Here is a 26,351-nt window from a genome sequence, read left to right on the forward strand (position 1 = left end):
GTACCCGAATGACAGGGGAAAAGCGGAACGCGCCCGCGACGGCGGCGCCGGAACCCGGCGCCCTGCCCGCCAGGCGTAACGCCTGGCGGACAAACCGTCGAGCCGCGACCTGGTGGTGCGCGATGTGTGGGCCCTGGTTTCTGCCGCCATCATCGCGCTCCCCCCCGCCACAGCCTCTAAACGATCAGAGGCTGTAGTACATGTCGAATTCGACCGGGTGCGTGGTCATGCGCAGACGGTTCACATCGCCCATCTTCAGGTCGATGTAGGCGTTGAGCATGTCGTTGCTGAATACGCCACCGCGGGTCAGGAATTCGCGATCGGCGTCCAGGGCTTCCAGCGCTTGTTCCAGCGAGGAGCACACGGTCGGGATCTTTGCGTCTTCTTCCGGCGGCAGGTCGTACAGGTTCTTGTCGGCCGGATCGCCCGGGTGGATCTTGTTCTGCACGCCGTCCAGGCCGGCCATCATCAGGGCCGAGAACGCCAGGTACGGGTTGGCCAGGGGGTCCGGGAAACGCGCTTCGACGCGGCGGCCCTTCGGGTTGCCGACGTACGGAATGCGGATCGAAGCCGAGCGGTTGCGGGCCGAGTAAGCCAGCTTGACCGGGGCTTCGTAGTGCGGAACCAGACGCTTGTACGAGTTCGTGCCCGGGTTGGTGATGGCGTTCAGGGCGCGGGCGTGCTTGATGATGCCGCCGATGTAGTACAGGGCGAATTCCGACAGGCCGGCGTAGCCATTGCCCGCGAACAGGTTCTGGCCATCCTTCCAGATGGATTGGTGCACGTGCATGCCGGAACCGTTGTCGCCAACGATGGGCTTGGGCATGAACGTGGCGGTCTTGCCGTAAGCGTGGGCAACGTTGTGCACCACGTACTTGACGATCTGCGTCCAGTCGGCGCGCTGAACCAGCGTGCTGAACTTGGTGCCGATTTCCAGCTGGCCGGCGCCGGCCACTTCATGGTGGTGCACTTCAACCGGCACGCCCATTTGTTCCATCAACAGGCACATTTCCGAACGCATGTCCTGGAACGAATCAACCGGGGGAACGGGGAAGTAGCCACCCTTGACGGCGGGACGATGGCCGGTGTTGCCGCCCTCGAATTCCAGGCCGGTCGACCACGAGGCTTCTTCGGACTTGATCTTGACGAACGTGCCCGACATGTCGGTGTTCCACGTCACGCCGTCGAACACGAAGAATTCGGGTTCCGGACCAAAGTAGGCGGTGTCGCCCAGGCCGGAGGACTTCAGGTAGGCTTCGGCGCGCTTGGCCAGCGAACGCGGGTCGCGGTCATAGCCCTTCAGGTCCGACGGCTCGACGACGTCGCACGACAGGATCAGGGTCGGCTCTTCGCGGAACGGGTCCAGGTTGCCGGTAGCGCAATCGGGGATGAGCAGCATGTCGGAAGCTTCGATACCCTTCCAACCCGGAATCGACGAACCGTCGAAAGCCTGGCCGCTTTCCAGCTTGTCTTCATCGATCTGGCTGGTGGGCACGGACACGTGGTGCTCACGGCCAACCGTATCGGTAAAGCGGAAATCCACGAATTTGACTTCGTTATCGGCGATCTGTTTCAGGACGTCTTTCGGGCTTGCCATGTCATCTCCATTAGATAAAAGGGTCGAGGGCTTTGCCGCTCGACTGGCATAAAGAGGGAAGCAATAAGCGTGCCAGGTTTTACCCCAGGGATTCCCAGGGGAAGGCTGCACGGTCACGGAAAAATGTAGCACCGGTATGGTGCAAAGCGTGGGGCATGATTGCCCCGTTTTGGTGCAAAAGCAACTACAGGAACATTTCCTGCAGGTCGTTCAAGAAGCGCCACCCCAAGGGCGTAGCCTTCAAACGCGTCGGGTCCGGGTCCAGCAAGCCCCGTTTCGAGGCTGCCTCCAATTGGTGCGCGATGGCGGCAAGCGACAAACCGGTGCGTTCGTTGAACGTTGTGGTGGGCACGCCCTCTTTCAGGCGCAGTGCATTGAGCATGAATTCAAAGGGCAGCTCGTCCGGCCCCACCTGGCGGCTTTCGGCCAGATGACTGCCGTCGCGCGCCATGGCCGCCTGCATCCAGGAATCCGGGTTGCGCAACCGCGCCTCGCGCACGATACGGTCATGAAATGACAGCTTGCCGTGCGCGCCAGGGCCGATGCCCAGGTAGTCGCCAAATTCCCAGTAGTTCATGTTGTGGCGGCACCGCGCGCCCGGCCGTGCGTAGGCCGACACTTCGTATCGGGCCAACCCCGCCGCCGCCAATTCGGCTTCAACGGCGTCTTGCATGGCGGCGCTGGTGTCGTCGTCGGGCAATTCGGCGGGCGGAAATTTTGCGAAGACGGTGTTCGGCTCCATCGTCAGGTGGTACAGCGACAGGTGTTCCGTGCCAAACGAAATGGCATGGCGCAGATCTGCCACACAGGCGTCCAGCGTCTGGCCCGGCAAGGCGAACATCATGTCCAGGTTCACGCGCGAGACCGCGCGCTGGGCCATGTCGATCGCCGCCCGAGCCTGCGCGGCGTCGTGGATGCGGCCCAGCTTCTTTAGCTGCGCGTCGTCAAAGCTCTGGATGCCCAACGAAAAGCGGGTGACGCCGCTGGCGGCATAGTCGCGAAACCGGCTGGCTTCGGCCGTGCCGGGGTTGGCTTCCATGGTGATTTCGGCGTCGGGCCACAGGTTCAGACAGGCGCGCAACATGGCCAGCAGTTCGTCCAATCCCGCCGACGACAGCAGGCTGGGCGTGCCGCCTCCGATGAAAACGGACACGACCTGCCGGCCCCAGATGGACGGCAACGCCTGTTCAAGGTCGCTGCGCAGAGCGTCCAGATAGGCGCGTTCCGGGATTTCGCCGGGCGCGGCGTGGGAATTGAAGTCGCAATACGGGCATTTGCGCACGCACCAGGGCACGTGCACATAGAGGGAAAGCGGGGGCAGGCTGGTCAGCGTGGCGCCTGCGGGGACACGGACGCGCGACGGCGACGCGCCCATGTCGTTGCGGATGGGAATAGTGATGGACATGCGGTTTCGCTTAAGCGCCTAGGCGTGGCTAAGCTTGCTCAACAATTCGCGCAGCGCGCGGGCGCGGTGGCTGACGCGGTTCTTTTCCTCGGGGTCCAGCGACGCCGCGGTCAGTGCCATATCGGGCAGATAGAAGTGCGGGTCGTAGCCAAAGCCATTCACCCCTTCCGGCACGTCGATGATTTCGCCATGCCACAACCCTTCTCCGATGATCGGGCAAGGATCGTTTTCCGAACGCACCAAAGCCAGCACGGCCACATACCAGGCGCGGCGGTCGGTAACCCCGGCCAAGTTCTGTACCAGCAGGGCATTGTTCGCTTGGTCTGATTTTTCGCCCCCGTGCATCTTGGCGTAGCGGGCCGAATACACGCCGGGCGCGGCATCCAGCGCGGCGACGCAAAGGCCGGAGTCGTCGGCCAACGCCGGCAGCCCGGTCAGGCGGCTGGCGTGCCGCGCTTTGGCCAAGGCGTTTTCAACAAAGGTGACGTGGGGCTCTTCGGCTTCGGGCACGCCCAGGTCGCCTTGGGGCACCAGTTCGATGCCGAGCGGCGCAAACAAGGCGGAAAATTCGCGCAGCTTGCCGGGGTTGTTGGACGCCAGCACGATACGACGCAGGGATTCGGGAATCTTGGGGGAAGTCATAGCGCAAATTGTATAGGGCGCAAGGGGTACGCGGCGGCTGTCGCCACTGCGCCGCGTCGGCAAGCAAAGCAAGGGGAAATCTCGGTTGACAGCTATGTAACAGCGGCTGAATATGGCGCGTCGCCGGTAGCGGCAACAACGCAGACATATTTTGTTGTCAACATGACGAATCTTGTCACTGAACGTATCTGACGCCCCCGGCGATGACTTCCCTACAAGCTATGCCACGGCAGGCCACGGCCCGCGCGCCCCACTCCATCCCGGGCGATGCGCCCGCACCCGTCGGCCTGGCCGGCATTTTGCGTGACCGCCTGCTGCGGCCACGCTATCAACCGGTGGTGGATCTGTCCCACAGCCGCATCTATGGGCATGAAAGCCTGATCCGCGGCCCTGCCGACACCGCCCTGCACTTTCCCGATGCCTTGTTTGCCGAAGCCCGCCGACGCGGACTGCACCCGCAACTGGAACTGGCCAGTTTTCGGGCGGGCGCCCAGGGTTTTCAGGACGCCCCCGGCAAGCTGTTCCTGAACCTGTCGGGGTCGGCGCTGATTCACTTCTGGACGCTGTGGGGCGCCGACATGCCGGAGCGGCTGCTGAAAGATTGCGCCCTGCCCGCCTCCAGCATCATCGTCGAACTCACGGAACAGGACCCGCTGTCAGACCACATGAGCGAACTGGGCAGCGCGTTTGCCTGCCTGCGCGAACACGGCATGCGCATCGCGCTGGACGACTACGGCGTGGGCAATTCCAATTTGCAGCTGTGGTCGGAAATGCAGCCGGACCTGGTCAAGATCGACCGCTATTTCTTCGATGGCATCGGCCACGACGACCGCAAGCAAAGCATGGTGCGCGCCATTCTGAAAGTGGCGCAGCACCTGGGCACCGCGATCGTCGCCGAGGGCATCGAAACCGCCGAGGACCTGGCCATGGTGCGCGAGCTGGATATCCGCTATGCGCAGGGCTGGTTCCTGGGCCGCCCGGAAGAAACGTTGCTGACCGAACTGACGCCGCCGCTGCGCGACTCGTTGCGCGCGCGCAGCTCGGCGCCCCTGTCGCAGCGCGCGGCGGGCGGCACCGCGGCCAGCCTGCGCGTGGAAGCGCCGGCCGCGCTGCTGGACAAGCACACGAACGATGACGTGCACCGGCTGTTCATCGAACACAAGACCATGCACGCCGTGGCGGTGGTGGACGCCGAAAACCGCCCCGTCGGCATCATCAACCGCCGCGATTTTTCCGAACATTATGCGCAGCGCTATACGCGCGAACTGTTCGGCCGCGACCGTTGCTCCACCTTCATGAATGCGGAACCGGTACTGGTGGACCTGAACGTGTCCATCGACCAGCTCAGCCATGTGCTGATCTCGGAAGACCAGCGCTACCTGATGGACGGCCTGATCATTACGCGCGACGGCCGCTACGACGGCCTGGCTACCGGCGAGACCCTGGTGCGTTCGGTGACCGAAATGCGAATCGAGGCTGCGCGCTACGCCAACCCGCTGACCTCGCTGCCGGGCAACATCCCCATCAGCCGCCACATCGCCACGCTGCTGGAAGACGCCGCCGACTTCACCGTCTGCTATGGCGACCTGAACAACTTCAAGCCGTTCAACGACGTCTACGGCTACTGGCGCGGCGACGACATGATCATGCTCACCGCCGAAGTCATCAAGCAGCATTGCGACCCGCTGCGAGACTTTGTCGGACACGTGGGCGGCGACGATTTTGTGGTGCTGTTTCGCAGCGCCGATTGGGCTGAACGCGTCCAGCGCATCATCGCCGAATTCAACGAACAGGCCACGGCGCTGTACGACGACCAAGGCCGCCAGAACGGCGGCATCGAGGCCGAAGACCGCTACGGCGTGCCGCGCTTCTTCCCGTTCGTGACCTTGGGCGTGGGCGCGTTGACCGTTACGCCGTCGCTATGCGAGCGCATCCGCCCGGAAGACATCGCGTCGGCTGCCGCGCACGTCAAGCACAAGGTCAAGCATGGGAACCTGTCGCTGGTGATCGAGCGCTACAGCGGCGGCATCCTGTCCCAGCTGTCCGATTAATTCGCCCACGGACGCCTCGACGGCGGTGGCATTGCGCACCGCCTGTTCGATCTGGAACACGGCCACCGCGCGGCGCAGCCCTTGCGCCTGGCTTTCCAAGGCGGCTGCCGCAGCCGCCGTTTGCTCGACCATGGCGGCGTTTTCTTGCGTGGACCGCTCAATGTCCGCGACCGCGTCGTTCACCGAGGCGATCCCGGCGGCCTGCTCGGCCGTCGCGCTGGAAATCTCGGCGACGATCTGGGTCACGCGATCCACCGACACCACCATGTCGCGCATGGTGTCGCCCGCCAGATTCACCTGGCGCACGCCGGCCTGGACACGCAGGGCCGAGTCGTCGATCAAGCCCTTGATTTCCTTGGCGGCCTGCGCGCTGCGTTGCGCCAGTGACCGCACTTCGCCCGCGACGACCGCGAACCCTTTGCCCTGCTCGCCCGCGCGTGCCGCCTCGACCGCCGCGTTCAACGCCAGGATATTGGTCTGAAAGGCAATGCTGTCGACCACACCCACGATTTCGCCGATGCGGCGCGCGCTGTCCGCAATGCCTTGCATGCTTTGCACCACTTCATCCACCGCGCGGCCGCCCTGCTTGGCCAGCTGCGTGGCGCTTTGCGCTTGCCGGCTGGCCAGGTCGGCGTTGCCTGCCGTGACCTGCACGGTGTGCGCCAACTGCGTCATATTGGCGGCGGCCTCTTGCAACGAGCCGGCCTGGCGCGCGGTGCGGTCCGACATATCGGCCCCACCCGCCGCGATCTCGCCCGAGCCGGTATGGATCTCTTCGACACCCCGGCGCACGGAGGCCACCGCCGCCGACAGCCCCGTTTGCATGCGGCGCATCGCCGAATACAGCACGCCGATCTCGTTGTCGCCGCGCATGGCAATGGCGCCCGTCAGATCGCCGTCGGCGATGCGGTCAAAATGCGCGCCGGCTTCGTTCAGCGGCCGCAGGATGCCGCGCCGAAACGCCAAGCGGATCAGCACGGCCAGCAGCAACACCACGGCCAATACGGCGGCGGCCACCGCGCTTACCCGCTCCAGCGTGCGGCTGGCATCGGCCACGGCGGCCTGGCCCTGCTCGCGCGCATAGCGCTGGTATCCGTCGGCCTGCTTCACGTAGGCCGCGCCGCTGGCGGGCAGCACCTTGTCCACCAACCGGTTGACCTCGATCCCGTTCCAGCCCTGGATGGCGCTGAGCATGGGCGCCAAGGTCTGGTCGGCGAACGCGGCGTGGGCGGCCAGCATCTGGTCGAACAGCGCACCGCCTGCCGCGCTGGTGTCCGGGTTGGCACGCAGGCGCGCCAGGCTGGCGCCGGCCTGCTTGAGCAGCGCGTCCGCCTGCGCCAGCGATGCGTTGCGCGCGTCTTCAAGCCCGCCTTCCATGCTGGTCTTGGCGTCGGTCAACGCCGCGCGTGCCTGGAACAGCCGGCTGGTCAGTTCGGCCAGGTCGCTGGCGCGTTCCACGCTGCCCCGGCCCAAGGCTTCGATATCCGCCCGGTTCTCGCGCAGGACGGCGATGCCGGCGCCGGCCGCTATGGCAAACAGCAGCACGAATAACGCCAGAATGGCCGATACCGCCGTGGTGACCCTGAGATTTTTACGCATATCCATCCATCTATAACCAGGCGCCCTGGGGCGCAGTGCCTCGGATTATGGACACGCAGTTTGGCAATTTCTTGACACAACTGCCGGGGCCGCCGCCCGATGGGCGAACGCACGCCCGTCATGAATGCGCTTTTGCGAACAGGAACCCCGTATTAAGCAATTGTGAATTGGCAGCACCGCGCCCATGCGGCACATTCGATGCTGAACCGAACCATCCCTTTGCCTATCACAGCAGCCCTATGCCCCACGCCTCACACGACTATCAGGACATCCGCGAAGCCGTGCGCGACCTTTGCGCGCAATTCCCGTCAGAGTATTTCCGCAAGATCGATGAAGAACGCGGCTACCCCGAAGACTTTGTCCGCGCACTGACCGAGGCCGGCTGGCTGGCCGCGCTGATCCCGCAGGAATACGGCGGTTCGGGCCTGGGGCTGACCGAAGCGTCGGTCATCATGGAAGAAATCAACCGCAGCGGCGGCAACTCCGGCGCCTGCCACGGCCAGATGTACAACATGGGTACATTGCTGCGGCACGGGTCCGAAGCGCAAAAGCGCGAATACCTACCGCGCATCGCAGCCGGCGAGCTGCGCCTGCAATCGATGGGCGTTACCGAACCCACCACCGGCACCGACACCACCAAGATCAAGACTACCGCCGTGCGCCGTGGCGACCGCTACGTCATCAACGGCCAGAAAGTCTGGATCTCGCGCGTACAGCATTCCGACCTGATGATCCTGCTGGCGCGCACCACGCCGCTGGACCAGGTGACCCGAAAGTCCGAAGGCATGTCGATCTTTCTGGTGGACCTGCATCATGCCGTCAAGCACGGCATGACGATCCGGCCGATTCCCAACATGGTCAATCACGAGACCAATGAACTGTTCTTCGACAACTTGGAAATTCCCGTCGAAAACCTGATCGGCGAAGAAGGCAAAGGCTTCAAGTACATCCTGGACGGCCTGAACGCCGAACGCACGCTGATCGCCGCCGAGTGCATCGGCGACGGCTATTGGTTCGTGGACAAGGTCACCGCCTACGCCAAGGAACGCATGGTGTTCGGCCGCCCCATCGGGCAGAACCAGGGCGTGCAGTTTCCCATCGCGCGCGCCCACATCAACGTCGAAGCCGCCAGCCTGATGCGCTATGAAGCCTGCCGCCTGTTCGACGCGCACCAGCCCTGCGGCGCGCAGGCCAACATGGCCAAGCTGCTGGCCGCCGACGCATCGTGGGAAGCAGCCAACGCCTGCCTGCAATTTCACGGCGGTTTCGGCTTTGCCACCGAGTACGACGTGGAACGCAAATTCCGCGAGACGCGGCTGTATCAGGTGGCGCCGATTTCGACGAACCTGATCCTGTCCTACGTCGCCGAACACATCCTGGGTCTGCCCCGCTCGTTCTGACCCGACGCCACCACCAACTGCCCCGGACCATGACCGCCGCCAACGACACGCCCCACCTTAGCGCCGAGCTTGCCGCCTTTGCGGCCAACCTGCGCTACGAAGACATCCCCGCGCCCGTATTGCGCCGCGCCGAAGACCTGCTGCTGGATTGCCTGGCGTCGATACTTGCCGGCGCCTCCGCGCGCGCGGTGCAAGCCATCGACCGCTACGCCGCCACCATGGGCCCGACCGACGGCCCCAGCGAAGTGCTGATCACGCGGCGCCGCACCACGCCCTTGTTCGCCGCCATGGTGAACGCGGCCGCCGCCCACGTGGTGGAGCAGGACGACGTGCACAATGGCTCGGTGTTCCACCCTGCCGCCGTGGTGTTCCCGCCGGCGTTGGCCGTGGCCCAGGCGCTGGGTAGTTCGGGGCGCGACGTGCTGGTGGCCGCCGTGGCCGGCTACGAAGTCGGCATTCGCGTGGGGGAATTTTTAGGACGTTCGCACTACAAGATCTTCCACACGACGGGCACGGCCGGCACCCTGGCCGCCGCCGTCACTACCGGCCACTTGCTGAAGCTGACGCCTGAACAGATGCTGCATGCGTTGGGTTCGGCGGGCACGCAGGCCGCCGGGCTGTGGGAATTTTTGCGCGATGCCGCCGACTCCAAACAACTGCACACGGCCAAGGCGGCGGCGGACGGCATCACCGCCGCCTATCTGGCGCGCGAGGGCTTCACGGGCGCGCGCCACATCCTGGAAGGTCCGCAGGGGATGGCGGCGGGCATGTCGTCCGATGCGGACCCGTCCAAGCTGTGCGACCGCCTGGGCGAACGCTGGGCGCTGGCCGAAACCTCATTCAAGTTCCATGCGTCGTGCCGTCATACGCATCCGGCAGCGGATGCGCTGCAACAGGTGCTGCGCGAACACAAGCTGGCTGAGTCCGACGTGGCGCGCGTGGTGGCGCATGTGCATCAAGGCGCCATCGACGTGCTGGGGCCCGTCGTCAACCCGCAGACGGTGCATCAGTCCAAGTTTTCGATGGGAACGGTGCTGGGCCTCATCGCCCGCCAGGGGCGCGCCGGGCTGGCTGAATTTGATGCCGGCCTGGATGACCCGGCCGTGGCGGCGTTCCGGGGCAAGGTCGAGATGGTGCTGGACGAGGAAGTGGACAAGGCTTATCCGCAACGCTGGATCGGCAAGGTCACCGTCACCACGCAAGATGGCCGCACGCTGCAAGGCCGCGTTGACGAGCCGAAGGGCGACCCGGGCAATACCTTGAGCCGGGCGGAAATCGAGGACAAGACGCTAAGCCTGGGCCGCTACGCCGACGCCGCAACGGAAGCGGAACTGCGCACGTTGATCGCGTCGATCTGGGGCCTGGAGAAAATTGACAAGCTTGGCGCGTTGCTGCCCGGCTGAGACGGGCGGGAACCGGTACCGGTATGCCCGCCTACTTATGGGATCCGCGCAGACGTTGCCCGGATCCCTTTTTACGACTGCTGCTTACACCAACGCCGCGCGCTGGGCGCGGACCAGGCTGGCGATGCCGTTTTCGGCCAGCACCAGCATGGTGTCCAATTCCGCGCGGGTGAACGTGGCGCCTTCGCCGGTGCCCTGCACTTCAACAAAGGCCCCGCTGCCCGTCATGATGACGTTGACGTCGGCATCGCAAGCGGAATCTTCCTGGTAGTCCAGGTCCAGCACTGAACGCCCTTGCACCAAGCCCACCGACACGGCGGCAACCGCATCGCGGATCGGGTTGACGGCCAGGTCGCCACGCTTCATCAGCAAGGCGACGGCATCGGCCGCCGCCACCCACGCGCCGGTAATGCTGGCGCAGCGCGTGCCGCCGTCGGCTTGCAACACGTCGCAATCCAGATGCAGCGTGCGCTCGCCCAGTGCGCGCATGTCGAAGACGGCGCGCAGGCTGCGGCCGATCAGGCGCTGGATTTCCTGTGTGCGGCCACTTTGCTTGCCCCGGGCCGCCTCGCGGTCGCCACGCGTATGGGTGGCGCGCGGCAGCATGCCGTATTCCGCCGTGACCCAGCCTTCGCCCTTGCCCTTCAGGAACGGCGGTACTTTTTCCAGCACGCTGGCGGTACACAGCACGTGGGTGTCGCCGGCCTTGACCAGCACCGAGCCTTCGGCATAGCGCGTAAAGCCGCGTTCCAGGCTGAACGGCCGCAGTTCGTCTACAGCGCGGCCGGACGGACGGGCGATGGTGGGCGTAGTGGTCACAGGCAAACTCCAGTCTAGATATTGGTTCGCGGCATTGTACGGGCAGGCGCCGCAGGAAATTCCCGCTTGGAGTATCCTGCCGCGATATATCCGGTTGAAAACACAGACCCGCCCCCCTTTACCGGGGCGCTGCGGGCCCCGGCGCAACCGGCTCTTACCCAAGCTTTACCAGGACACGACCATGATTCGCAGCATGACCGCATTCGGCAACGCCCGAGCAGACCTAGAACAAGGCACGCTTGCCATTGAACTGCGCAGCGTCAACAGCCGCTTCCTTGATTTGTATTTCCGCTTGCCCGACGAGTTGCGGCACGTTGAAACGCCGCTGCGCGAACTGCTGACCGCCAACCTGGCGCGCGGCAAGGTCGAGATCCGGGTGTCATTCACGCGCAACGCCAGCACCGACCTGTCCAAGCTGGACCCGACGTGGCTGGAAAGCCTGGCCGAGCAGTTGCAGGCCGCCCGCCGCATCGTTCCCGACATCGCGCCCCCCCGGCTGGTGGAATTATTCAACTGGCCCGGCCAACGCGGCAACGACGCGTTGGACCCGCAGGTGTGGGGCGCGGCCTGCCTGCAAGCGGCGCAGCAAGCGCTGACCCAATTGCAGGAGGGCCGCGCGCGCGAAGGCGAACGCCTGGCGGGCATGATGCGCGAATGCGCCGACGGCGTCGCCCGCGTGGTCGACATCGTGCAGGCGCATCTGCCGCAACTGCTGTCGGACCACCGCGACAAGCTGGCCGCCAAGCTTCGCGAAAGTGTGGAATCGGCCTTCCCTGGCGGCTTCACGCACATCTCCGGCACCGAGCTGTCCGAACGCCTGTCGCAAGAAGCCAACCTGTTTGCGCTGCGTATCGACGTTGCGGAAGAACTGTCGCGGCTGCGTTCGCACCTGGAAGAATTGCGTCACCTGCTGACCGACGGCGGCGGCAAGTCCGCATCGGGTAAGAAAAACGCCGGCAGCGCGGGCAAGCGCCTGGATTTTCTGTTCCAGGAAATGAACCGCGAAGCCAATACGCTGGGTTCCAAGGCAGGCAGCATGGAGGTCACCCGCGCCGCCATGGACCTGAAACTGCTGATCGAGCAGATGCGCGAACAGGCGCAGAACATCGAATAAGCCATGGCGGTTTGATGCGATCCGGGGGGCCGCGCAAGCGGCCTCTTTGCATTCCAGACTTTTCCTATAGGGTCGGCCGCAAGGGCGTGTTGTCATGGGGGGTTTACGTCAAGGCTGTATTCCAAGGCTGTATCCATTAGGAAGCCCCATGTTCCGCAAGACCTTTCTGCCGCCCGTCGCCAACCTGCTGGCCTTCGAAGCAGTCGCCCGGCGCAACAGCGTGTCGCGCGCGGCGGACGAACTTCACCTGACCCAAAGCGCCGTATCGCGCCAGATCCACCAGCTTGAAACCCAGCTGGGCGTGACGATGTTCCACCGCGTGCGCCAGCGCGTGGTCTTAAGCGATGCCGGCCGCGCCTACGCGTCCGAGGTGCGCATCCTGTTGCACCAGCTGTCAGAAGCCACCCGCCGCACCATGGCCTGCACGCGCCGCGACCAGCTCAATCTGGCGGTGCTGCCCACGCTGGGCACCCGCTGGCTGATTCCGCGCCTGGGGGATTTCATGGCCCGCAAGCCCGAAGTCACCATCAACTTCACGTCGCGCACCCTGCCCTTTGAGTTCTCGCAAGAGCCGTTTGACGCGGCCATCCATTTCGGCGCGCCTTACTGGGCCGGCGCCGTGTGCGAGTACCTGATGCACGAAGAGGTCATCGCCGTCAGCAGCCCGCGCTATCAACGCTTGCACGGTATCCGGCACATCGCGGACTTGTCCAACGTCGTGCTGCTGCACCAGACGTCCCGCCCCGCACAATGGGCCTCGTGGTTTGACCAACACGGCGCCAGCGCGGCGCGCGCCATGCAGGGCCCTCAGTTCGAGCAGGCCTCCATGCTGGCGCAAGCGGCCGCCTCCAGCCTGGGCGCGGCCTTGTTGCCGCGCTTTCTGGTGGAACGCGAACTGGACACCGGCGAACTCATCCAGCTGTTTCCCCAAGCGCTCAGCAGCGCCGACGCCTACTACTTCGTCTATCCCCATACCCAGGCCGAATCGCCGCTGGTGCGCGAATTTGGCGCCTGGATGCTGGAGCAGTGCCGCGTGGCGCCGTAAGCGCCGCCCCACCCGGTGGGCAGGTTGGCGCCACACGCGCAGGGGCTTGCGCCGCTGCACAGAAGCCGTCAAGCTGCCGCTAAGCCGAACTGGCCCTGGATACAAAACGGGACTACAAGCCTTGCAACGCGTCGTCATCATTGGCGGAGGTGCCGTTGGCAGCTCTATCGCCTACTTTCTAAGCCAAACTCCGGACGCTTTTGACGTCACGGTGCTGGAACGTGACCCGACGTACGCCCAGGCTTCGTCCGCGCTATCGGCCAGTTCCATTCGTCAGCAGTTCTCGACGCCCGTCAATATCGGCATGTCGCAAATGGGCATAGCGTTCCTGCGCGACCTGGCCGCTACCTTGTATGTGGACGATCCGGCGCCCGATATCGGCTTGACCGAGCCCGGCTATCTGTACCTGGCCAGCGCCGCCGGCTGCGCCACGCTGCGTAGCAACTACGACACGCAGCGCTCGCAAGGCGTCGACGTCGCCTTGCTCGAGCCGGTTCAATTGCAAGCGCGATTCCCGTGGCTCAATACTGCCGACTTGGCGCTGGGCGCGCTGGGCTTGTCCGGCGAAGGCTGGTTCGATGGCTACGGGTTGATGCAGGCGCTACGCAAGAAGGCGATCGCGCAAGGCGCAACGTACCGGCGCGCGCAAGCGGTGGGCTTGCTGCGCGACGGCGCACGGGTGAACGGGGTTTGGACAAGCGACGGCGCCGCGCTGCCCTGCGATGTGGCCGTCAACGCGGCAGGCCCGTGGGCGGCACGCGTGGCCCAATGGGCTGGCATAGCGTTGCCCGTGCGCGCCCGCCGGCGTACCGTGTTCAGCTTCAGCTGCCCGCAGGCGCTGCCGCACTGCCCCTTGCTGATCGACCCGTCGGGCATCTGGTTTCGTCCGGACGGCGACAAATTTCTGTGCGGTTATTCGCCTGACGCGGCGGACGACGCCGACGACTTGCCGCTTGACGCCCAGCTCGATGCGTTCGACAACCACGTCTGGCCGGCGCTTGCGGCCCGGGTGCCCGCGTTCGAGGCCGTGCGCGTGCGCAGCGCCTGGGCCGGTTATTACGAAATGAACGTGTTCGACCACAACGCCATCATCGGCGCCCATCCCGATTGCCCCAACCTGTATTTCGCCAACGGCTTTTCGGGCCATGGGCTTCAGCAAGCGCCCGCTACCGGACGAGGCATCGCAGAGCTGCTACGGTACGGCGCCTACCGCAGCCTGGACTTGTCTGCCCTGTCGTTCCAGCGCGTTCTGGACAACCGCCCCCTGCTTGAAAAGAACATCATCTAAGGGCGGTTGTCCTGGGGCAAGGAGCGACTAGCGCGCCTCGCCTGCCGCTGGTTCGCCTCGCAAGGCGGAATCCAGATATTCGCTGCGAGCCCGCGCATCCGGGAAACGCATGTCGCGGTAGCTGATGAAACGCGAGCCGCGCGTGACCCGATACCCCAGCCAGATCAACAGGAACAGCGGGATGCCGATATACGTGGCCACCACGCCGCCCCAGTCAATACGGTCCTGCAGGAACGCCTGGTAGTTCTGGCCCAGCGTGATGATCAGGCACAGTACAAAGGCAAAAATCGGACCGAAGGGAAAGAACGGCGACACGTACGGCAGGTCGGCCAGGCTGTGACCTTGTTTGACGTAGCCACGCCGGAACCGGTAATGGCTGATGGCGATGCCCAGCCACGCGATGAAACCCGTCATGCCCGAGGTGTTCAGCAGCCAGATGTAGACCGCGTTCGGGCTGAAGATAAACGTGAAGAAGCACAAGGCGGCCACGACGGTGGTCGCCAGCAGTGCCCACAGCGGGACGCCGTTACGCGAAATGCGACCGAAAATGCGCGGTGCCTTGCCCTCGCGGGCCAAGCTGTACAGCATGCGCGTGGCGGCGTACATGCCCGAATTGCCCGCGGACAGCACCGAAGTGAGCACCACGGCGTTCATGACGGAGGCCGCGCCCAGCAAGCCGGCGCGTTCGAAGATCAGCGCGAACGGACTGACGCTGATGTCTTCGACATCGTTACGCAGCAGGTGCGGATCGGTGTACGGGATCAGCAGGCCGATCACCAGGATGGCCATGACGTAGAACAGCAGGATGCGCCAGAAAACCTGGCGCACGGCGCGCGGCAGGTTGCGCGCGGGGTCCTTGGATTCGCCCGCGGCAATGCCGATCAATTCGGTGCCCTGGAACGAAAAGCCCACCACCATCGCCACGCCGATCAGTGCGGCAAAGCCGCCCGCGAAGGGCGCGTCGCCCACCGTCCAATTCGCCAACCCTCCCGTTTCGCCGCCACGGATGATGCCCAGCAGCATCATCACGCCCATCGCGACAAAACCCAGCACCGCCACGACCTTGATCAGCGCGAACCAGAATTCCGCTTCGCCGAAACCGCGCGCCGACATGGCGTTCAAGCCGAAGGTGATGGCCAGGAACAAGGCGCTCCAGTAGAAGCCGGGCACGTCGGGAAACCAGTAGGCCATGACCAGCTGCGCCGCCACCAAATCCACGGCCACCGTCACTGCCCAGTTGTACCAATAGTTCCAGCCCAGCGCGAAGCCGAAACCGTCTTCGACGTAGCGCGCGCCATAGGTGGAGAACGAGCCCGACACGGGCATGGCGGCGGCCAGTTCGCCCAGGCTGGTCATCAGAAAATAGACCATGACGCCGATCAGCACATAGCCCAGCAGCGCACCGCCGGGGCCGGCGCGAGCAATGGTGGCGCCGGACGCCACGAACAGGCCGGTGCCGATGGACCCGCCCACCGCGATCATTGTCAGATGGCGCGCGGACAAGGTGCGCCGCAGTTCCGAAGGCGGATTCGCCTTCGCTGCGCGCGTGCCGCCAGAGCGGCGATCATCGTGTTCCGATGGAGCCAAAATGCATTCCTTCACGTCTTGAAGGCGTCCGCGCGGACATCTCGCGAAAGCCTGGGATTACCGAGCAACGCGCGAGAATAGCGCAAACGGGCTCGCCTCGAAAAATGGCGGCCGTTTGGGGACGGATCGCGCCTACTGGAAGGCCGTTTCCATGAAGGTGCGCAGCTTGCGGGAATGCAGGCGTTCCGGCGGCATGTCCCGCAGGCGCTCCAGGGCACGGATGCCAATTTCAAGATGCTGGTTGACCTGCCGGCGATAGAACACGCTGGCCATTCCGGGCAGTTTCAGTTCGCCATGCAGGGGCTTGTCTGACACGCACAGTAACGTGCCATACGGCACCCGGAAGCGGAAACCGTTGGCGGCAATGGTGGCCGATTCCATGTCCAGCGCAATCGCGCGCGACTGCGCAAAACGTTCCACCAGTTCAACGTGGTCGCGCAGTTCCCAGTTGCGGTTGTCGATGGTGGCGACGGTGCCCGTGCGCATGATGCGCTTCAAGTCCCAGCCCGACAGCCCCGCCACTTCCTGCACCGCCTGTTCCAGCGCCACCTGCACTTCGGCCAGCGCGGGCACCGGCACCCAGGTGGGCAGATCGGCATCCAGCACATGGTCTTCGCGGACATAGCCGTGCGCCAGCACGTAGTCGCCCAAACGCTGGGAATCCCGCAAGCCGGCGCAATGGCCCAGCATCAGCCAGGCGTGCGGACGCAGCACGGCAATGTGGTCGGTGATGGTCTTGGCGTTGGACGGGCCCACGCCGATATTGACCAGCGTGATGCCGGAATGGTCGCCGCGCACCAGGTGATAGGCGGGCATTTGCGGCAGGCGCACGCCCTGGCCTTCGTCGCCCGGGCCGTTTTCGCCGCGCCGGGTAATACGGTTGCCGGGCTCTACCAGCATCTCGTAGTCCTCGTTGCCGCTGGCCATCAGCGCACGGGCGCGCGCGCAGAATTCGTCGACGTAGAACTGGTAATTGGTGAACAGCACAAAGTTCTGAAAATGCGCCGGCGCGGTTGACGTGTAGTGCTGCAAACGATGCAAAGAGTAGTCAACGCGCTGGGCGGTGAACGGAGCAAGCGGCTTGGGCTCGCCGTCCTTGCCGCGCCAGGAACCGTTGACGATGGCGTCGTCGGTAACGGCCAGGTCGGGCACGTCAAACAGGTCGCGTAGCGGGCGCTTTAAGGCTTCAAGGTGCTCGCCCTCGACATACGCGCCTTCCGGGAAGGCGAAATGCAGCGGGATGGGCGAATCGGACTCGCCCACTTCGACTGCCACGCGATGGTTTTGCAGCAGCTGGCCGACCTGCTCGATCAGGTAGTCACGAAACAGTTCGGGCTGGGTAATGGTGGTTTGGTAGATGCCGGGTTCGGCCACGTGGCCGTAGGACAAGCGAGTGTCGATGGGGTCGTAGGTTTCCACCACGATACGGATGGCCGGGTAGTAGGCCCGCGCACGCTCGGGCGCGCTGCCGTTGCCTTCCTTCGCGCCCTCGTTGGCGCCTTCCTTTGCGCCTTCCTTTGCGTGCTCTTTCGCCCCTTCTTTCAGCACCTCGCGAAATGCCGCCCGCAGGAATGCCGTGTTGCGCGCGTAGATCTCGGCCAGCCGGGCGACGGCGGCGCGGGCGTCCTGAAAGGGTTCAAAGGGCAAGGCATCGGGCCGGTTCATGGAAGACACGGGGTGTACTGCATTCATCATTGAGCTCTGCTCCGCTTCTTATCTGTCTTATCGGTTTGCTCGGCGCCCGGGGTCTGTCAGGCCCGCCAGCGCCGATGCGGTCGATTATGCCCGAGGCGTTCGCGCATGAAGCGTCATATTTGCCACTGCCCCGTTCGGGCGGGCCGGTCACCGCGTCCAGCCGAAATTGCTGCGACCGTTACATCGGTTCCCGGGCGGAAAGTAACGACAACGCACCGATAATGCTGCATTGCACTACAAATGTAATGAAACTTTATTCCATTATAATTCAACGGCTTCCGTGGCTTGCGTGGCCCGGGACGCCCCCTTTCCGCCGGCTTGCCCCCTTAGGCAAAGCCATGCCGCCTACTCCGATTTTTGAAGTGACGTAATGACTCCGCCCACGCGAAAAGTCCGATTTGCCCGTTTCCGCATTCCCGTTTTCCTGTCAGCCCCCCTCTTTGCACTGACCCTTTCGTGGCTGCCCAACGCCGCCCAGGCGTCACTGCCCACCGAACAAGCCCGCCCGACGCTTAGCGGCCTGCGCCTGGCGCAAGAGCCCACCGTTCCCACCCTGAGTGAACGCGTCGTGCAGGCCGGCCTGGACGCCATTGGCACCCCCTACAGCTGGGGTGGTGACGACGCCGAAGGTTTTGATTGCAGCGGCCTGGTGCTGTACGTATTCCGCGAAATCGCCGGTCTTGAACTGCCCCGCACGGCGCGTGCCCAGCGCAGCGAGGGCAAATCCGTGCCCAACAAAAAAGAACTGCGTCCTGGCGACCTGGTATTTTTTGCCACGCGCGGTCGCGGCGTCACCTCGCACGTCGGCATCTATATTGGCCAGAACAAATTCGTTCATGCTCCCCGCCGTGGCACGAAAGTGCGCGTTGACGAGATGAAGAACCCGTACTGGACCAAGCGCTACGTTGGCGCCCGCCGTTATCTGGACACCACGCAGGGCCAGATGCTGGCCCAGGCGTCGCGATAAATCTCGCCAAACCGCCGACGAAAAAAAGGCGCCTGCCGGGCGCCTGACGATCAGGGGTAAGCCAAGCAGCCCGTCGGGAATTTCCCGACAGGCTGTTCCGCATTCAGCCCCGGCCCACGAAGGGCATGTTGGTGGCCATGATGGTCATGAACTGCACATTCGCGTCCAGCGGCAGGCGCGCCATGGCGGCAACGGCCTGCGCCACGTGCGCGACGTCCATGCGCGGTTCGACCTTGGTGCTGCCGTCGGCCTGCAAGATGCCGTTGGCCATGCGCTCGGTCATGTCGGTGGCGGCATTGCCGATGTCGATCTGCCCGCAGGCGATGCCATACGGCCGGCAATCCAGCGAAATCGATTTGGTCAGGCCGGTCACGGCGTGCTTGGTTGCCGTGTAGGCAATCGAGAACGGACGCGGCGCATGCGCCGAAATCGACCCGTTGTTAATAATGCGACCGCCCTGCGGCGTTTGCCCCTTCATCACGCGGATAGCCGCTTGCGCGCACAGGAACATGCCGGTCAGATTGGTGTCGACGACTTCGCGCCACACCGACACGGGCAGTTCTTCGATGGGCATGGCGGGCGCGCCGCGGCCGGCATTGTTAAACAGCACATCCAGCCGGCCATATTCACGCTGCGTCGTGTCGAAAAGATCACGCACCGCATGCTCGTCCGAGACGTCGGTCGGCACCACCAGCGCTCGCACGCCGTCTTCGCCCGCAGCCGTGCGGGTAGCTTCCAGCGGGTCGCGGCGGCGTCCCGCCAGCACGACGCGATAGCCCTGCGCCAGGAATTCCAGCGCCACGGCGCGGCCAATTCCCGTCCCTGCACCGGTTACCAGGGCCACGCGTGGTGGTTCGATCTCGTTTGCGTGCATCGGATTCTCCTTGTTATCAATCGGCGAGATGCTACCGCAATCATTAGCGCGATGCTGCAAGCAAAGTTTCCAAACCAGACACAGTTCCGGCTCGGTTCCTGCGAGAGGAAGCGACTGGAAGACGCGCGCGCAATCAGACAAATGCGCAGATCTGTCACAAGTCTTTATATAATCTGCGGCAATTAGCTTATTACCCATAGTCAATAACAATATCGGAGCAGGCAACCATGACCCCACGGTCTTTACCCGCCGCGTTGCTCTTGAGTCTGGCGGGCGTTGCTGCCGCACAGGCGCAGGGCGCGGCTGGTCCCGACGGCAAGCAGATCAGTATGCAAGGCGCGAACGGCGCGCCTGCCTGTGTGACCTGTCACGGCGCACGCGGTGAAGGCAACCCCGCTGCGGGGTTCCCGCAGTTGGCGGGCATCGGCGCCAAGTATCTGACCGAACAACTGCAAGCCATGGCTAACGGGTCGCGAGTAAGCCCGGTCATGGCGGCAACCGCCAAGGCGCTGAACGCCGAGCAGCAGGCGGCGGTGGCGCGCTATTACGCGTCATTGCCCTCGCCTTTGAACATCGACCGTTTGGCGGCCACGGCGATGAATCCCGTCACGCCGGCCGACACGGGAGCCTGGTTGGCGACGCGTGGGGCGTGGGACAAAAACGTCCCGGCCTGTAATCAGTGCCACGGCCCCGGCGGCATCGGCGTGGGCGAGAATTTCCCTGGTCTGGCCGGCCAACCGGCCGCGTACATCGCGGGTCAATTGCGGGCCTGGCGCCAAGGTCAACGCCCGCCCGGACCGCTTGCCTTGATGCCGGCGGTGGCAACACGGCTGACCGATGCCGAAATCGATGCCGTTTCGGCCTACTACGCCGGCCTGCCCAAGGCCGCTGATTTACTGGCCGCGCAAGCACCGGCCGCGCCGGGAGCCCGCCCATGACGCCTGTATCCACCCGGACTGCCACGTCCGACAACGTGCGCGAACCCGCCATCAAGGCCGAGTCGGCCATCACGTCCGGCGCCATCACGTCGGGCGCAATTCGCCGCGCCGTGCTTGCGGGCGCCGCCGCGCTGGGGCTGCTTGCCGCCGCGAATGCGCCGGCCGCCGAACCGCGCCCGGACTTCACACCGCCCTCGGCATCGTCGCTGCCCGACACCGAATTCGGCAAGATCGTGCGCCAAGGCGAGCAGATTTTCCTGCACACCCCGCAAATGGCAGGCAAATTCGTGGGCAACGACTTGACCTGCGCCAGCTGCCATCTGGATGCCGGCCGCCGCCCGGACTCGGCGCCGATGTGGGCCGCGTACGTGCTGTATCCGGCCTATCGCGCCAAGAACGAACACGTCAACACCCTCGCGGAACGCCTGCAGGGCTGCTTTCGTTTCAGCATGAACGGCAAGGCCCCGGCGGCGGACGATTCCACGCTGGTCGCGTTGCAAAGCTACATGTTCTGGCTGGCCAGCAAAGCGCCCACGGGCGTCGTCCTGCAAGGCCAGGGATATCGCAAACTGCCCGCGCCGGCGCAGAAGGCCGACTACGTGCGCGGCAGCGAGGTCTATGGGCAGTACTGTGCGGTTTGCCATGGCGCAGAAGGCCAGGGCCAAAAGAACGGCAAGCACTGGGTCTTCCCGGCGTTGTGGGGCGCCGATTCGTTTAACTGGGGCGCGGGCATGCACCAGATCGGCAACGCGGCCGGCTTCATCAAGGCCAACATGCCGCTGGGGCAAGCCGGCATGCTGAGCGACCAAGAAGCCTGGGACGTGGCCTACTTCATGAATGCGCACGAACGGCCGCAAGACCCGCGTTACAAGGATTCGGTTGCGGCAACCCGGGCCAAATACCATGACTCCGACGACTCGCTTTACGGCATCGAAGTCAACGGGCACCTGTTGGGTAGCGATTCCCCGGCACCGGGCGGCAAGTTGATCCAGGCGGCGACCAAACCGGCCAGCTAGGCTGGTCCAGGCGCCACCGCAACGGCGATCAGGCGGCGTGACAGCGGGTTTTCCCCTGCCCTGCCGTCTGATTTGCTAGACTTCCGGTCTTAGCATCACACGCCGGTCTCTATTCATGTACGCCAATCCCGGAAACGTCTTCATGGTCGTCGCTCCCAGCGGCGCGGGCAAATCCAGCCTGGTGAAGGCCTTGCTAGCGCAAGACCCTTCCATCGAACTTTCCATCTCGTGCACCACGCGCGCGCCTCGCCCCGGCGAAGAAGACGGCCGCGAATATCGCTTTGTCTCGACGGACGATTTCAAAAAGATGCGCGACGGGCAAAACCTGCTGGAGTGGGCCGAAGTACATGGCAATTTTTACGGTACGCCGCGCGACCGTATCGACACCGCAACGCGCGAAGGCCGCGATGTGCTGCTTGAAATCGATTGGCAAGGCGCGCGTCAGGTAAAGCAGCGTTTTCCGGGCGCAATCGGCATTTTCGTGCTGCCGCCGTCGATCGAAGAATTGGAAAGCCGCCTGAAGGCGCGGGGCCAGGATGCGCCGCAAGTAATCGCGCGGCGGCTCATGGCGGCGGGCGGCGAAATCGCCCACGCGCCTGAATGCGAATATGTTATTATTAATCAAGAATTTAGCGTAGCCTTGTCGGAGCTGATACAAATCGTCAGTGCCGCAAGGCTGCGCTTTTCGTCTCAGGCCGCCCGGCACGCTCAGTTGTTCTCGCAACTTGGCATCCCTGCCGAGCATTGAGCCGACTGCATTCTCCCTATCATCCATCAGCACCAGGTGTCCTAATGGCTCGCATCACTGTCGAAGACTGTCTGAATCAAATCCCCAATCGTTTCAAGCTCACGCTGGCCGCGACGTATCGCGCCCGCGAGTTGGCGCAAGGCCATGCCCCGCGCCTGGACAGCAAAGACAAGCCCACGGTCACTGCACTGCGCGAAATCGCGGGCGGCCTAACCGGCGTGGAAATGCTGCGTAAAGTTCCCACCTGATAGTCTCGGGGGGCGGCAAGTATGGCTTTTCCCGGGCTGAAGTACGCTTCATCTGGTCTGCTTGCCGCGCTACGTGCCGGCTCCCGTCTTGGGCGCCGCACGGGTAAGAAAGGCAAAAACCCCGCTACGCCACCGTCCGTCGCCGCGCAAGAAGCGGCGGACGCGACCGCCTCGCCGGTCGCTTCGCTGGCACCGCTGACCGAAATCATCGGCAGCTATCTCGATCCCAAAGATGTAGAGCGCGTGCGCGAAGCCTATCGCTTCGCGGACCAGGCACACCTGGGCCAGTTCCGCGCCAGCGGTTCGCCCTACATCTCGCATCCCATCGCCGTCACGGAAATCTGCGCAGGCTGGAAGCTCGACGTCAACGCGTTGTCGGCCGCCCTGCTGCATGACGTGATGGAAGACCAGGGCATCGCCAAGCACGAGCTTGCCGAAAAATTCGGCCCTGAAGTTGCCGAGCTGGTTGATGGGCTGTCCAAGCTGGACCGCCTGGACTTTGCCACCAAGGCCGAGCAGCAGGCCGAGAGCTTTCGCAAGATGCTGCTGGCGATGGCGCGCGATGTGCGCGTCATCCTCATCAAGCTGGCCGACCGCCTGCACAACATGCGCACGCTGGACGCGGTCAACCCCGAAAAGCGCCGGCGCATTGCACGCGAAACGCTGGATATTTACGCGCCCATTGCCCATCGCCTCGGCCTGAACCTGCTGTTCCGCGAATTGCAGGACCTGTGTTTCGCTGCGATGTACCCGAACCGCTATCAGGTGCTGTACAAGGCCGTGCTAGCCGCGCGCGGCAACCGGCGCGAAGTCATCACCAAAATTGCCGATTCGGTGCGGGCGTCGTTGCCCGCCGCCGGCATCGAAGCCGAAGTCACCGGCCGCGAGAAAACGCTTTATGGCATCTACCGCAAAATGGTGGACCAGAAAAAATCGTTTTCCGACGTGCTGGATATCTATGGCTTTCGCGTCATCGTGCACACGCTGCCCGAGTGCTATCTGGCGCTAGGCACACTGCATCAGCTGTATCGCCCGGTGCCCGGCAAGTTCAAGGACTACATCGCCATCCCGAAGGTGAACGGCTATCAGTCGCTGCACACCACGCTGGTTGGCCCGTACGGCACGCCGGTGGAATTCCAGTTCCGCACGCGCGACATGCATCATGTGGCCGAAGAAGGCGTGGCGTCGCACTGGCTGTACAAGGGCGCCGACCTGACGCTGAACGACCTGCAAAAGCGCACGCACCAATGGCTGCAATCGCTGCTGGACATTCAAAGCCAGACGGGCGATTCCGGCGAATTCCTTGAGCACGTCAAGGTCGACCTGTTCCCGGACGCGGTCTATGTGTTCACGCCGCGCGGCAAGATCATTTCGCTGCCCCGTGGCGCAACGCCGGTGGACTTTGCCTACGCCATCCACACGGACATCGGCAACCAGGCCGTGGCGGCCAAGGTCAACGGCGAATTCGTGCCGCTGCGCACTGAACTGAACAGCGGCGACACGGTGGAAATCGTGACGTCGCCGGCCTCGCGCCCCAACGCGCAGTGGCTCAATTACGTGCGCACCGGCCGCGCCCGTTCCGAAATCCGCCATTACCTGCGTACCGTCAAGTACGAGGAATCCGTGGCGTTCGGCGAACGGCTGCTAAGCCAGGCGCTGCAAGAACTGCACATGCCGATGCCGGCAACCGACGACCCGGCCTGGCAAAAACTGGCGCGCAGCACGGGCGCAAGCTCGCGCGAAGAGATCCTGGCCGATATCGGGCTGGGCAAGCGACTGGCCGCCGTGGTGGCCCGCCGCTTCGCGCCTGAACATCAACTGGTTGCCACCACGGCGGCGGCAGTCGACGAACTGACCTCGGCGCGTAGCGCGCCCATCCTGATCCAGGGCAACGAAGGCCAGGCCGTGCAGTTGGCGCCTTGCTGCGGCCCGCTGCCCGGCGACCCCATCGTGGCCGGCATGCGCATGGGTCACGGGCTGGTGGTGCATACCGCCGACTGCCCGGTCGCCATGCGCCAGCGCCTGCGCGAACCCGAACGCTGGATCAATGTGGCCTGGGACGCGCACACGGCCAAGCACCTGGCCACCCGCCTGGACATCATCACCCGCAACGAACGCGGCGTGCTTGGCCGGCTGGCGGCGGAAGTCACCGCCGCCGACGCCAACATCATGCACGTAACCATGCACGATGACGCGGTGTCCACGGTGTCTCTGCACCTGACCATCCAGGTCGACAGCCGCAAGCATCTGGCGCAGGTCATCCGCGCCATCCGGCATGTGCCGCAAGTGCAGAAGATCGTCCGGGTAAAGGGTTGAAGCCGGACCCACACCGCACGACATAAAAAAACCGGCAGATGCCGGTTTTTTTATGTGCGCTGAATGCTGAATGCTGAATGGCTCTCGCGTAGCAACTCGGGCTTTCGAACTTTCAGGCGGCGCCTGGGCAGCCATTCGCCATGCTCAATTCGCAATTCCCGCGCCGTCCCACCGCGACCGCCATCAGGCCACGTGTTGCAGAAAGTCCTTCAAGCGTTGGCTGGGCGGATTGCTGAGCAATTCGGCCGGCGGGCCGTCGTGCGCGATTTTGCCGGCGTCGATGAAGATCAAGCGGCTGCCCACCTTGCGCGCAAATTCCATCTCGTGCGTGACGACCACCATCGTCATGCCCTCTTCCGCCAGGTCGCGCATCACTTTCAGCACTTCGTGGCGCAGTTCCGGGTCCAACGCCGAGGTGGGTTCGTCGAACAGCATCAGCTTGGGTTTGATGGCCAATGCGCGCGCGATGGCCACGCGTTGCTGCTGCCCACCGGATAGCTCGGACGGAAAGTGGTTCATGCGTTCGGCCAAGCCCACCTTGTCCAGCAAGCCTATCGCCAGCTCGCGCGCTTCGTCGCGACTTTGGCCACGCGTGTGCACGGGGCCGAACATCACGTTTTGCAGCGCGGTCATTTGCGGGAAAAGGTTGAACTGCTGAAACACCATGCCCGCTTCACGGCGAATTTCGCGCACCTGCGCGGCGTCGCCCTTGACGCTCAGGCCATCGACCAGAAGATCGCCATCGTTGATGGTTTCCAGTACGTTGATGCACCGCAGGAAGGTGGACTTGCCCGAACCCGACGGCCCCACCACCACCACGACCTCGCCCGCATCGATGTTCAGCGAGATGCCGTTCAGCACCATCGATTCGCCGAAGTTCTTGGTGACGTTATGAAATTCAACCATGCTCATAATATGCGCATCCTTCTTTCCACCATGTGCAGCGTCAGCGCCATCAGGCCGGTCAGGATCAGGTAGACGATCGCCACGGCGGACCAGATTTCGACGGCGCGGAAGTTGCTGGCCATGATTTCCTGGCCCTGGCGCGTCAGTTCAGCCACACCGATCACGATGAACAGCGAGGAATCCTTCAAGCTGATGATGCACTGGTTGCCCAGCGGCGGGATCATGCGGCGAAACGCCACCGGTCCGATGATGTGGAACAAGATCTTGTGAAACGGCAGGCCCATTGCCTGCCCGGCTTCCTTCAGCCCCTTGTGCACCGACAACAGCGCGCCGCGCACGATTTCAGAAATATAGGCGCCCGAGTTGATGATCAATGTGACGATGGCCGCCCATTCCGCATCCACCCGGATATCGGCAAGCAACGGCAAGGCAAAGTAGATGAACATCACCTGCACGACAATCGGCGTGCCGCGAATGACCGCCACATAAACCTGCGCGATGACCGACAGGACAATATTGCCGTAGGCCCGCGTCACGCCCGACAGCGCGCCCAGCAGAAAACCACCAAACAAACCCCAGAACGTGATCTTGATGGTCATCAGCGTACCCTCAAGCAGATTGGGTAACGCGCCCTCGATTACAGTCCAGTCAAACTCCACGATCTTCCCCCCAAGGCACCGACGGGCGCCGCAT

General features: G+C 64.1%; 21 protein-coding genes and 1 pseudogene. 12 read left to right on the top strand and 10 right to left on the bottom strand.

The features are described 5' to 3' along the window. Positions 1–184: 184 nt before the first annotated feature. From glnA to rdgB, 3 genes are all read right to left on the bottom strand, one after another. Entirely contained in the window at positions 185–1,597 is a 1,413-nt protein-coding gene (gene glnA / locus AC0Z35_RS08830) for a type I glutamate--ammonia ligase (RefSeq protein ID WP_006219661.1), read from the bottom strand. A 184-nt stretch (positions 1,598–1,781) separates the two neighbouring features. Next, on the bottom strand, positions 1,782–3,002 hold the full coding sequence (gene hemW, locus AC0Z35_RS08835) for a radical SAM family heme chaperone HemW (protein ID WP_046804937.1): 1,221 nt from the start codon (positions 3,000–3,002) through the stop codon (positions 1,782–1,784). 18 nt (positions 3,003–3,020) lie between these two features. Beyond that, positions 3,021–3,644, bottom strand: coding sequence for an RdgB/HAM1 family non-canonical purine NTP pyrophosphatase (rdgB, locus tag AC0Z35_RS08840; protein WP_046804938.1), 624 nt, complete (start codon positions 3,642–3,644; stop codon positions 3,021–3,023). A gap of 203 nt (positions 3,645–3,847) precedes the next feature. Here rdgB and AC0Z35_RS08845 point away from each other — a divergent pair, with 203 nt between their 5' ends. Next, complete coding sequence (locus tag AC0Z35_RS08845) at positions 3,848–5,695, top strand: EAL domain-containing protein (protein ID WP_255444458.1); 1,848 nt, start codon at positions 3,848–3,850, stop codon at positions 5,693–5,695. Positions 5,696–5,860: 165 nt separating this feature from the next. On the opposite strand, the pseudogene AC0Z35_RS08850 reads toward AC0Z35_RS08845, so the two are convergent. Next, positions 5,861–7,300, bottom strand: a pseudogene (locus tag AC0Z35_RS08850) (methyl-accepting chemotaxis protein); the annotation flags it as partial. Between the two features lie 233 nt (positions 7,301–7,533). Between AC0Z35_RS08850 and AC0Z35_RS08855 the strand changes: the two are divergent. Then, a complete protein-coding gene (locus tag AC0Z35_RS08855; RefSeq protein ID WP_104143913.1) occupies positions 7,534–8,694 on the top strand; it encodes an acyl-CoA dehydrogenase family protein in 1,161 nt (386 codons plus the stop codon). A gap of 29 nt (positions 8,695–8,723) precedes the next feature. After that, positions 8,724–10,097 (top strand): MmgE/PrpD family protein, encoded by a 1,374-nt coding sequence (locus AC0Z35_RS08860; RefSeq protein WP_485131789.1) that lies wholly within the window; start codon positions 8,724–8,726, stop codon positions 10,095–10,097. Between the two features lie 84 nt (positions 10,098–10,181). Here AC0Z35_RS08860 and rph read toward each other — a convergent pair whose 3' ends face one another. Further along, entirely contained in the window at positions 10,182–10,916 is a 735-nt protein-coding gene (rph, locus tag AC0Z35_RS08865; protein ID WP_046804942.1) for a ribonuclease PH, read from the bottom strand. Between the two features lie 181 nt (positions 10,917–11,097). Here rph and AC0Z35_RS08870 point away from each other — a divergent pair, with 181 nt between their 5' ends. From AC0Z35_RS08870 to AC0Z35_RS08880, 3 genes are all read left to right on the top strand, one after another. Next, positions 11,098–12,030 (top strand): YicC/YloC family endoribonuclease, encoded by a 933-nt coding sequence (locus AC0Z35_RS08870; protein WP_046804943.1) that lies wholly within the window; start codon positions 11,098–11,100, stop codon positions 12,028–12,030. A gap of 148 nt (positions 12,031–12,178) precedes the next feature. Then, entirely contained in the window at positions 12,179–13,075 is an 897-nt protein-coding gene (locus AC0Z35_RS08875) for a LysR family transcriptional regulator (protein WP_046804944.1), read from the top strand. 121 nt (positions 13,076–13,196) lie between these two features. After that, entirely contained in the window at positions 13,197–14,363 is a 1,167-nt protein-coding gene (locus AC0Z35_RS08880) for an NAD(P)/FAD-dependent oxidoreductase (protein WP_485131790.1), read from the top strand. Between the two features lie 27 nt (positions 14,364–14,390). Here the strand turns inward: AC0Z35_RS08880 and AC0Z35_RS08885 are convergent, their stop codons facing one another. Both AC0Z35_RS08885 and AC0Z35_RS08890 read right to left on the bottom strand, forming a co-directional pair. Next, positions 14,391–15,950, bottom strand: a complete 1,560-nt coding sequence (locus AC0Z35_RS08885) for an amino acid permease (protein WP_046804946.1) — start codon at positions 15,948–15,950, stop codon at positions 14,391–14,393. Between the two features lie 132 nt (positions 15,951–16,082). Further along, positions 16,083–17,645 (bottom strand): AMP nucleosidase, encoded by a 1,563-nt coding sequence (locus AC0Z35_RS08890; RefSeq protein ID WP_370512749.1) that lies wholly within the window; start codon positions 17,643–17,645, stop codon positions 16,083–16,085. A 370-nt stretch (positions 17,646–18,015) separates the two neighbouring features. On the opposite strand from AC0Z35_RS08890, the gene AC0Z35_RS08895 reads away from it, so the two are divergent. Continuing rightward, positions 18,016–18,612 carry a C40 family peptidase gene (locus tag AC0Z35_RS08895; protein ID WP_485131791.1) on the top strand — a complete coding sequence of 199 codons (597 nt, stop codon included), beginning with the start codon at positions 18,016–18,018 and terminating at the stop codon, positions 18,610–18,612. A gap of 103 nt (positions 18,613–18,715) precedes the next feature. Here the strand turns inward: AC0Z35_RS08895 and AC0Z35_RS08900 are convergent, their stop codons facing one another. Then, positions 18,716–19,486, bottom strand: coding sequence for an SDR family oxidoreductase (locus AC0Z35_RS08900; protein ID WP_046804948.1), 771 nt, complete (start codon positions 19,484–19,486; stop codon positions 18,716–18,718). Positions 19,487–19,713: 227 nt separating this feature from the next. Between AC0Z35_RS08900 and AC0Z35_RS08905 the strand changes: the two genes are divergently transcribed. The 5 genes from AC0Z35_RS08905 to AC0Z35_RS08925 all read left to right on the top strand — a co-directional run bounded on the left by AC0Z35_RS08905 (position 19,714) and on the right by AC0Z35_RS08925 (position 24,752). Next, positions 19,714–20,424, top strand: coding sequence for a c-type cytochrome (locus tag AC0Z35_RS08905; protein WP_104143910.1), 711 nt, complete (start codon positions 19,714–19,716; stop codon positions 20,422–20,424). Next, positions 20,421–21,440: a c-type cytochrome gene (locus AC0Z35_RS08910; RefSeq protein ID WP_485131792.1), complete on the top strand. Its 1,020-nt coding sequence runs from the start codon at positions 20,421–20,423 to the stop codon at positions 21,438–21,440. The genes AC0Z35_RS08905 and AC0Z35_RS08910 overlap by 4 nt, the downstream gene beginning before the upstream one ends. 115 nt (positions 21,441–21,555) lie before the next feature. After that, positions 21,556–22,188, top strand: coding sequence for a guanylate kinase (gene gmk, locus AC0Z35_RS08915; protein ID WP_485131793.1), 633 nt, complete (start codon positions 21,556–21,558; stop codon positions 22,186–22,188). 44 nt (positions 22,189–22,232) lie between these two features. Next, complete coding sequence (rpoZ, locus tag AC0Z35_RS08920) at positions 22,233–22,436, top strand: DNA-directed RNA polymerase subunit omega (protein ID WP_006219679.1); 204 nt, start codon at positions 22,233–22,235, stop codon at positions 22,434–22,436. A gap of 21 nt (positions 22,437–22,457) precedes the next feature. Beyond that, positions 22,458–24,752 carry a RelA/SpoT family protein gene (locus AC0Z35_RS08925; protein ID WP_046804951.1) on the top strand — a complete coding sequence of 765 codons (2,295 nt, stop codon included), beginning with the start codon at positions 22,458–22,460 and terminating at the stop codon, positions 24,750–24,752. Positions 24,753–24,935: 183 nt separating this feature from the next. On the opposite strand, the gene glnQ is transcribed toward AC0Z35_RS08925, so the two are convergent. Beyond that, positions 24,936–25,664 carry a glutamine ABC transporter ATP-binding protein GlnQ gene (glnQ, locus tag AC0Z35_RS08930; RefSeq protein ID WP_046804952.1) on the bottom strand — a complete coding sequence of 243 codons (729 nt, stop codon included), beginning with the start codon at positions 25,662–25,664 and terminating at the stop codon, positions 24,936–24,938. After that, positions 25,661–26,317: a glutamine ABC transporter permease GlnP gene (gene glnP, locus AC0Z35_RS08935; RefSeq protein ID WP_046804953.1), complete on the bottom strand. Its 657-nt coding sequence runs from the start codon at positions 26,315–26,317 to the stop codon at positions 25,661–25,663. Before glnP ends, glnQ begins: the two co-directional genes overlap by 4 nt. Between the last annotated feature and the right edge of the window lie 34 nt (positions 26,318–26,351).

The organism is Achromobacter sp. 1L-A-4-B-C2 (assembly GCF_057291955.1).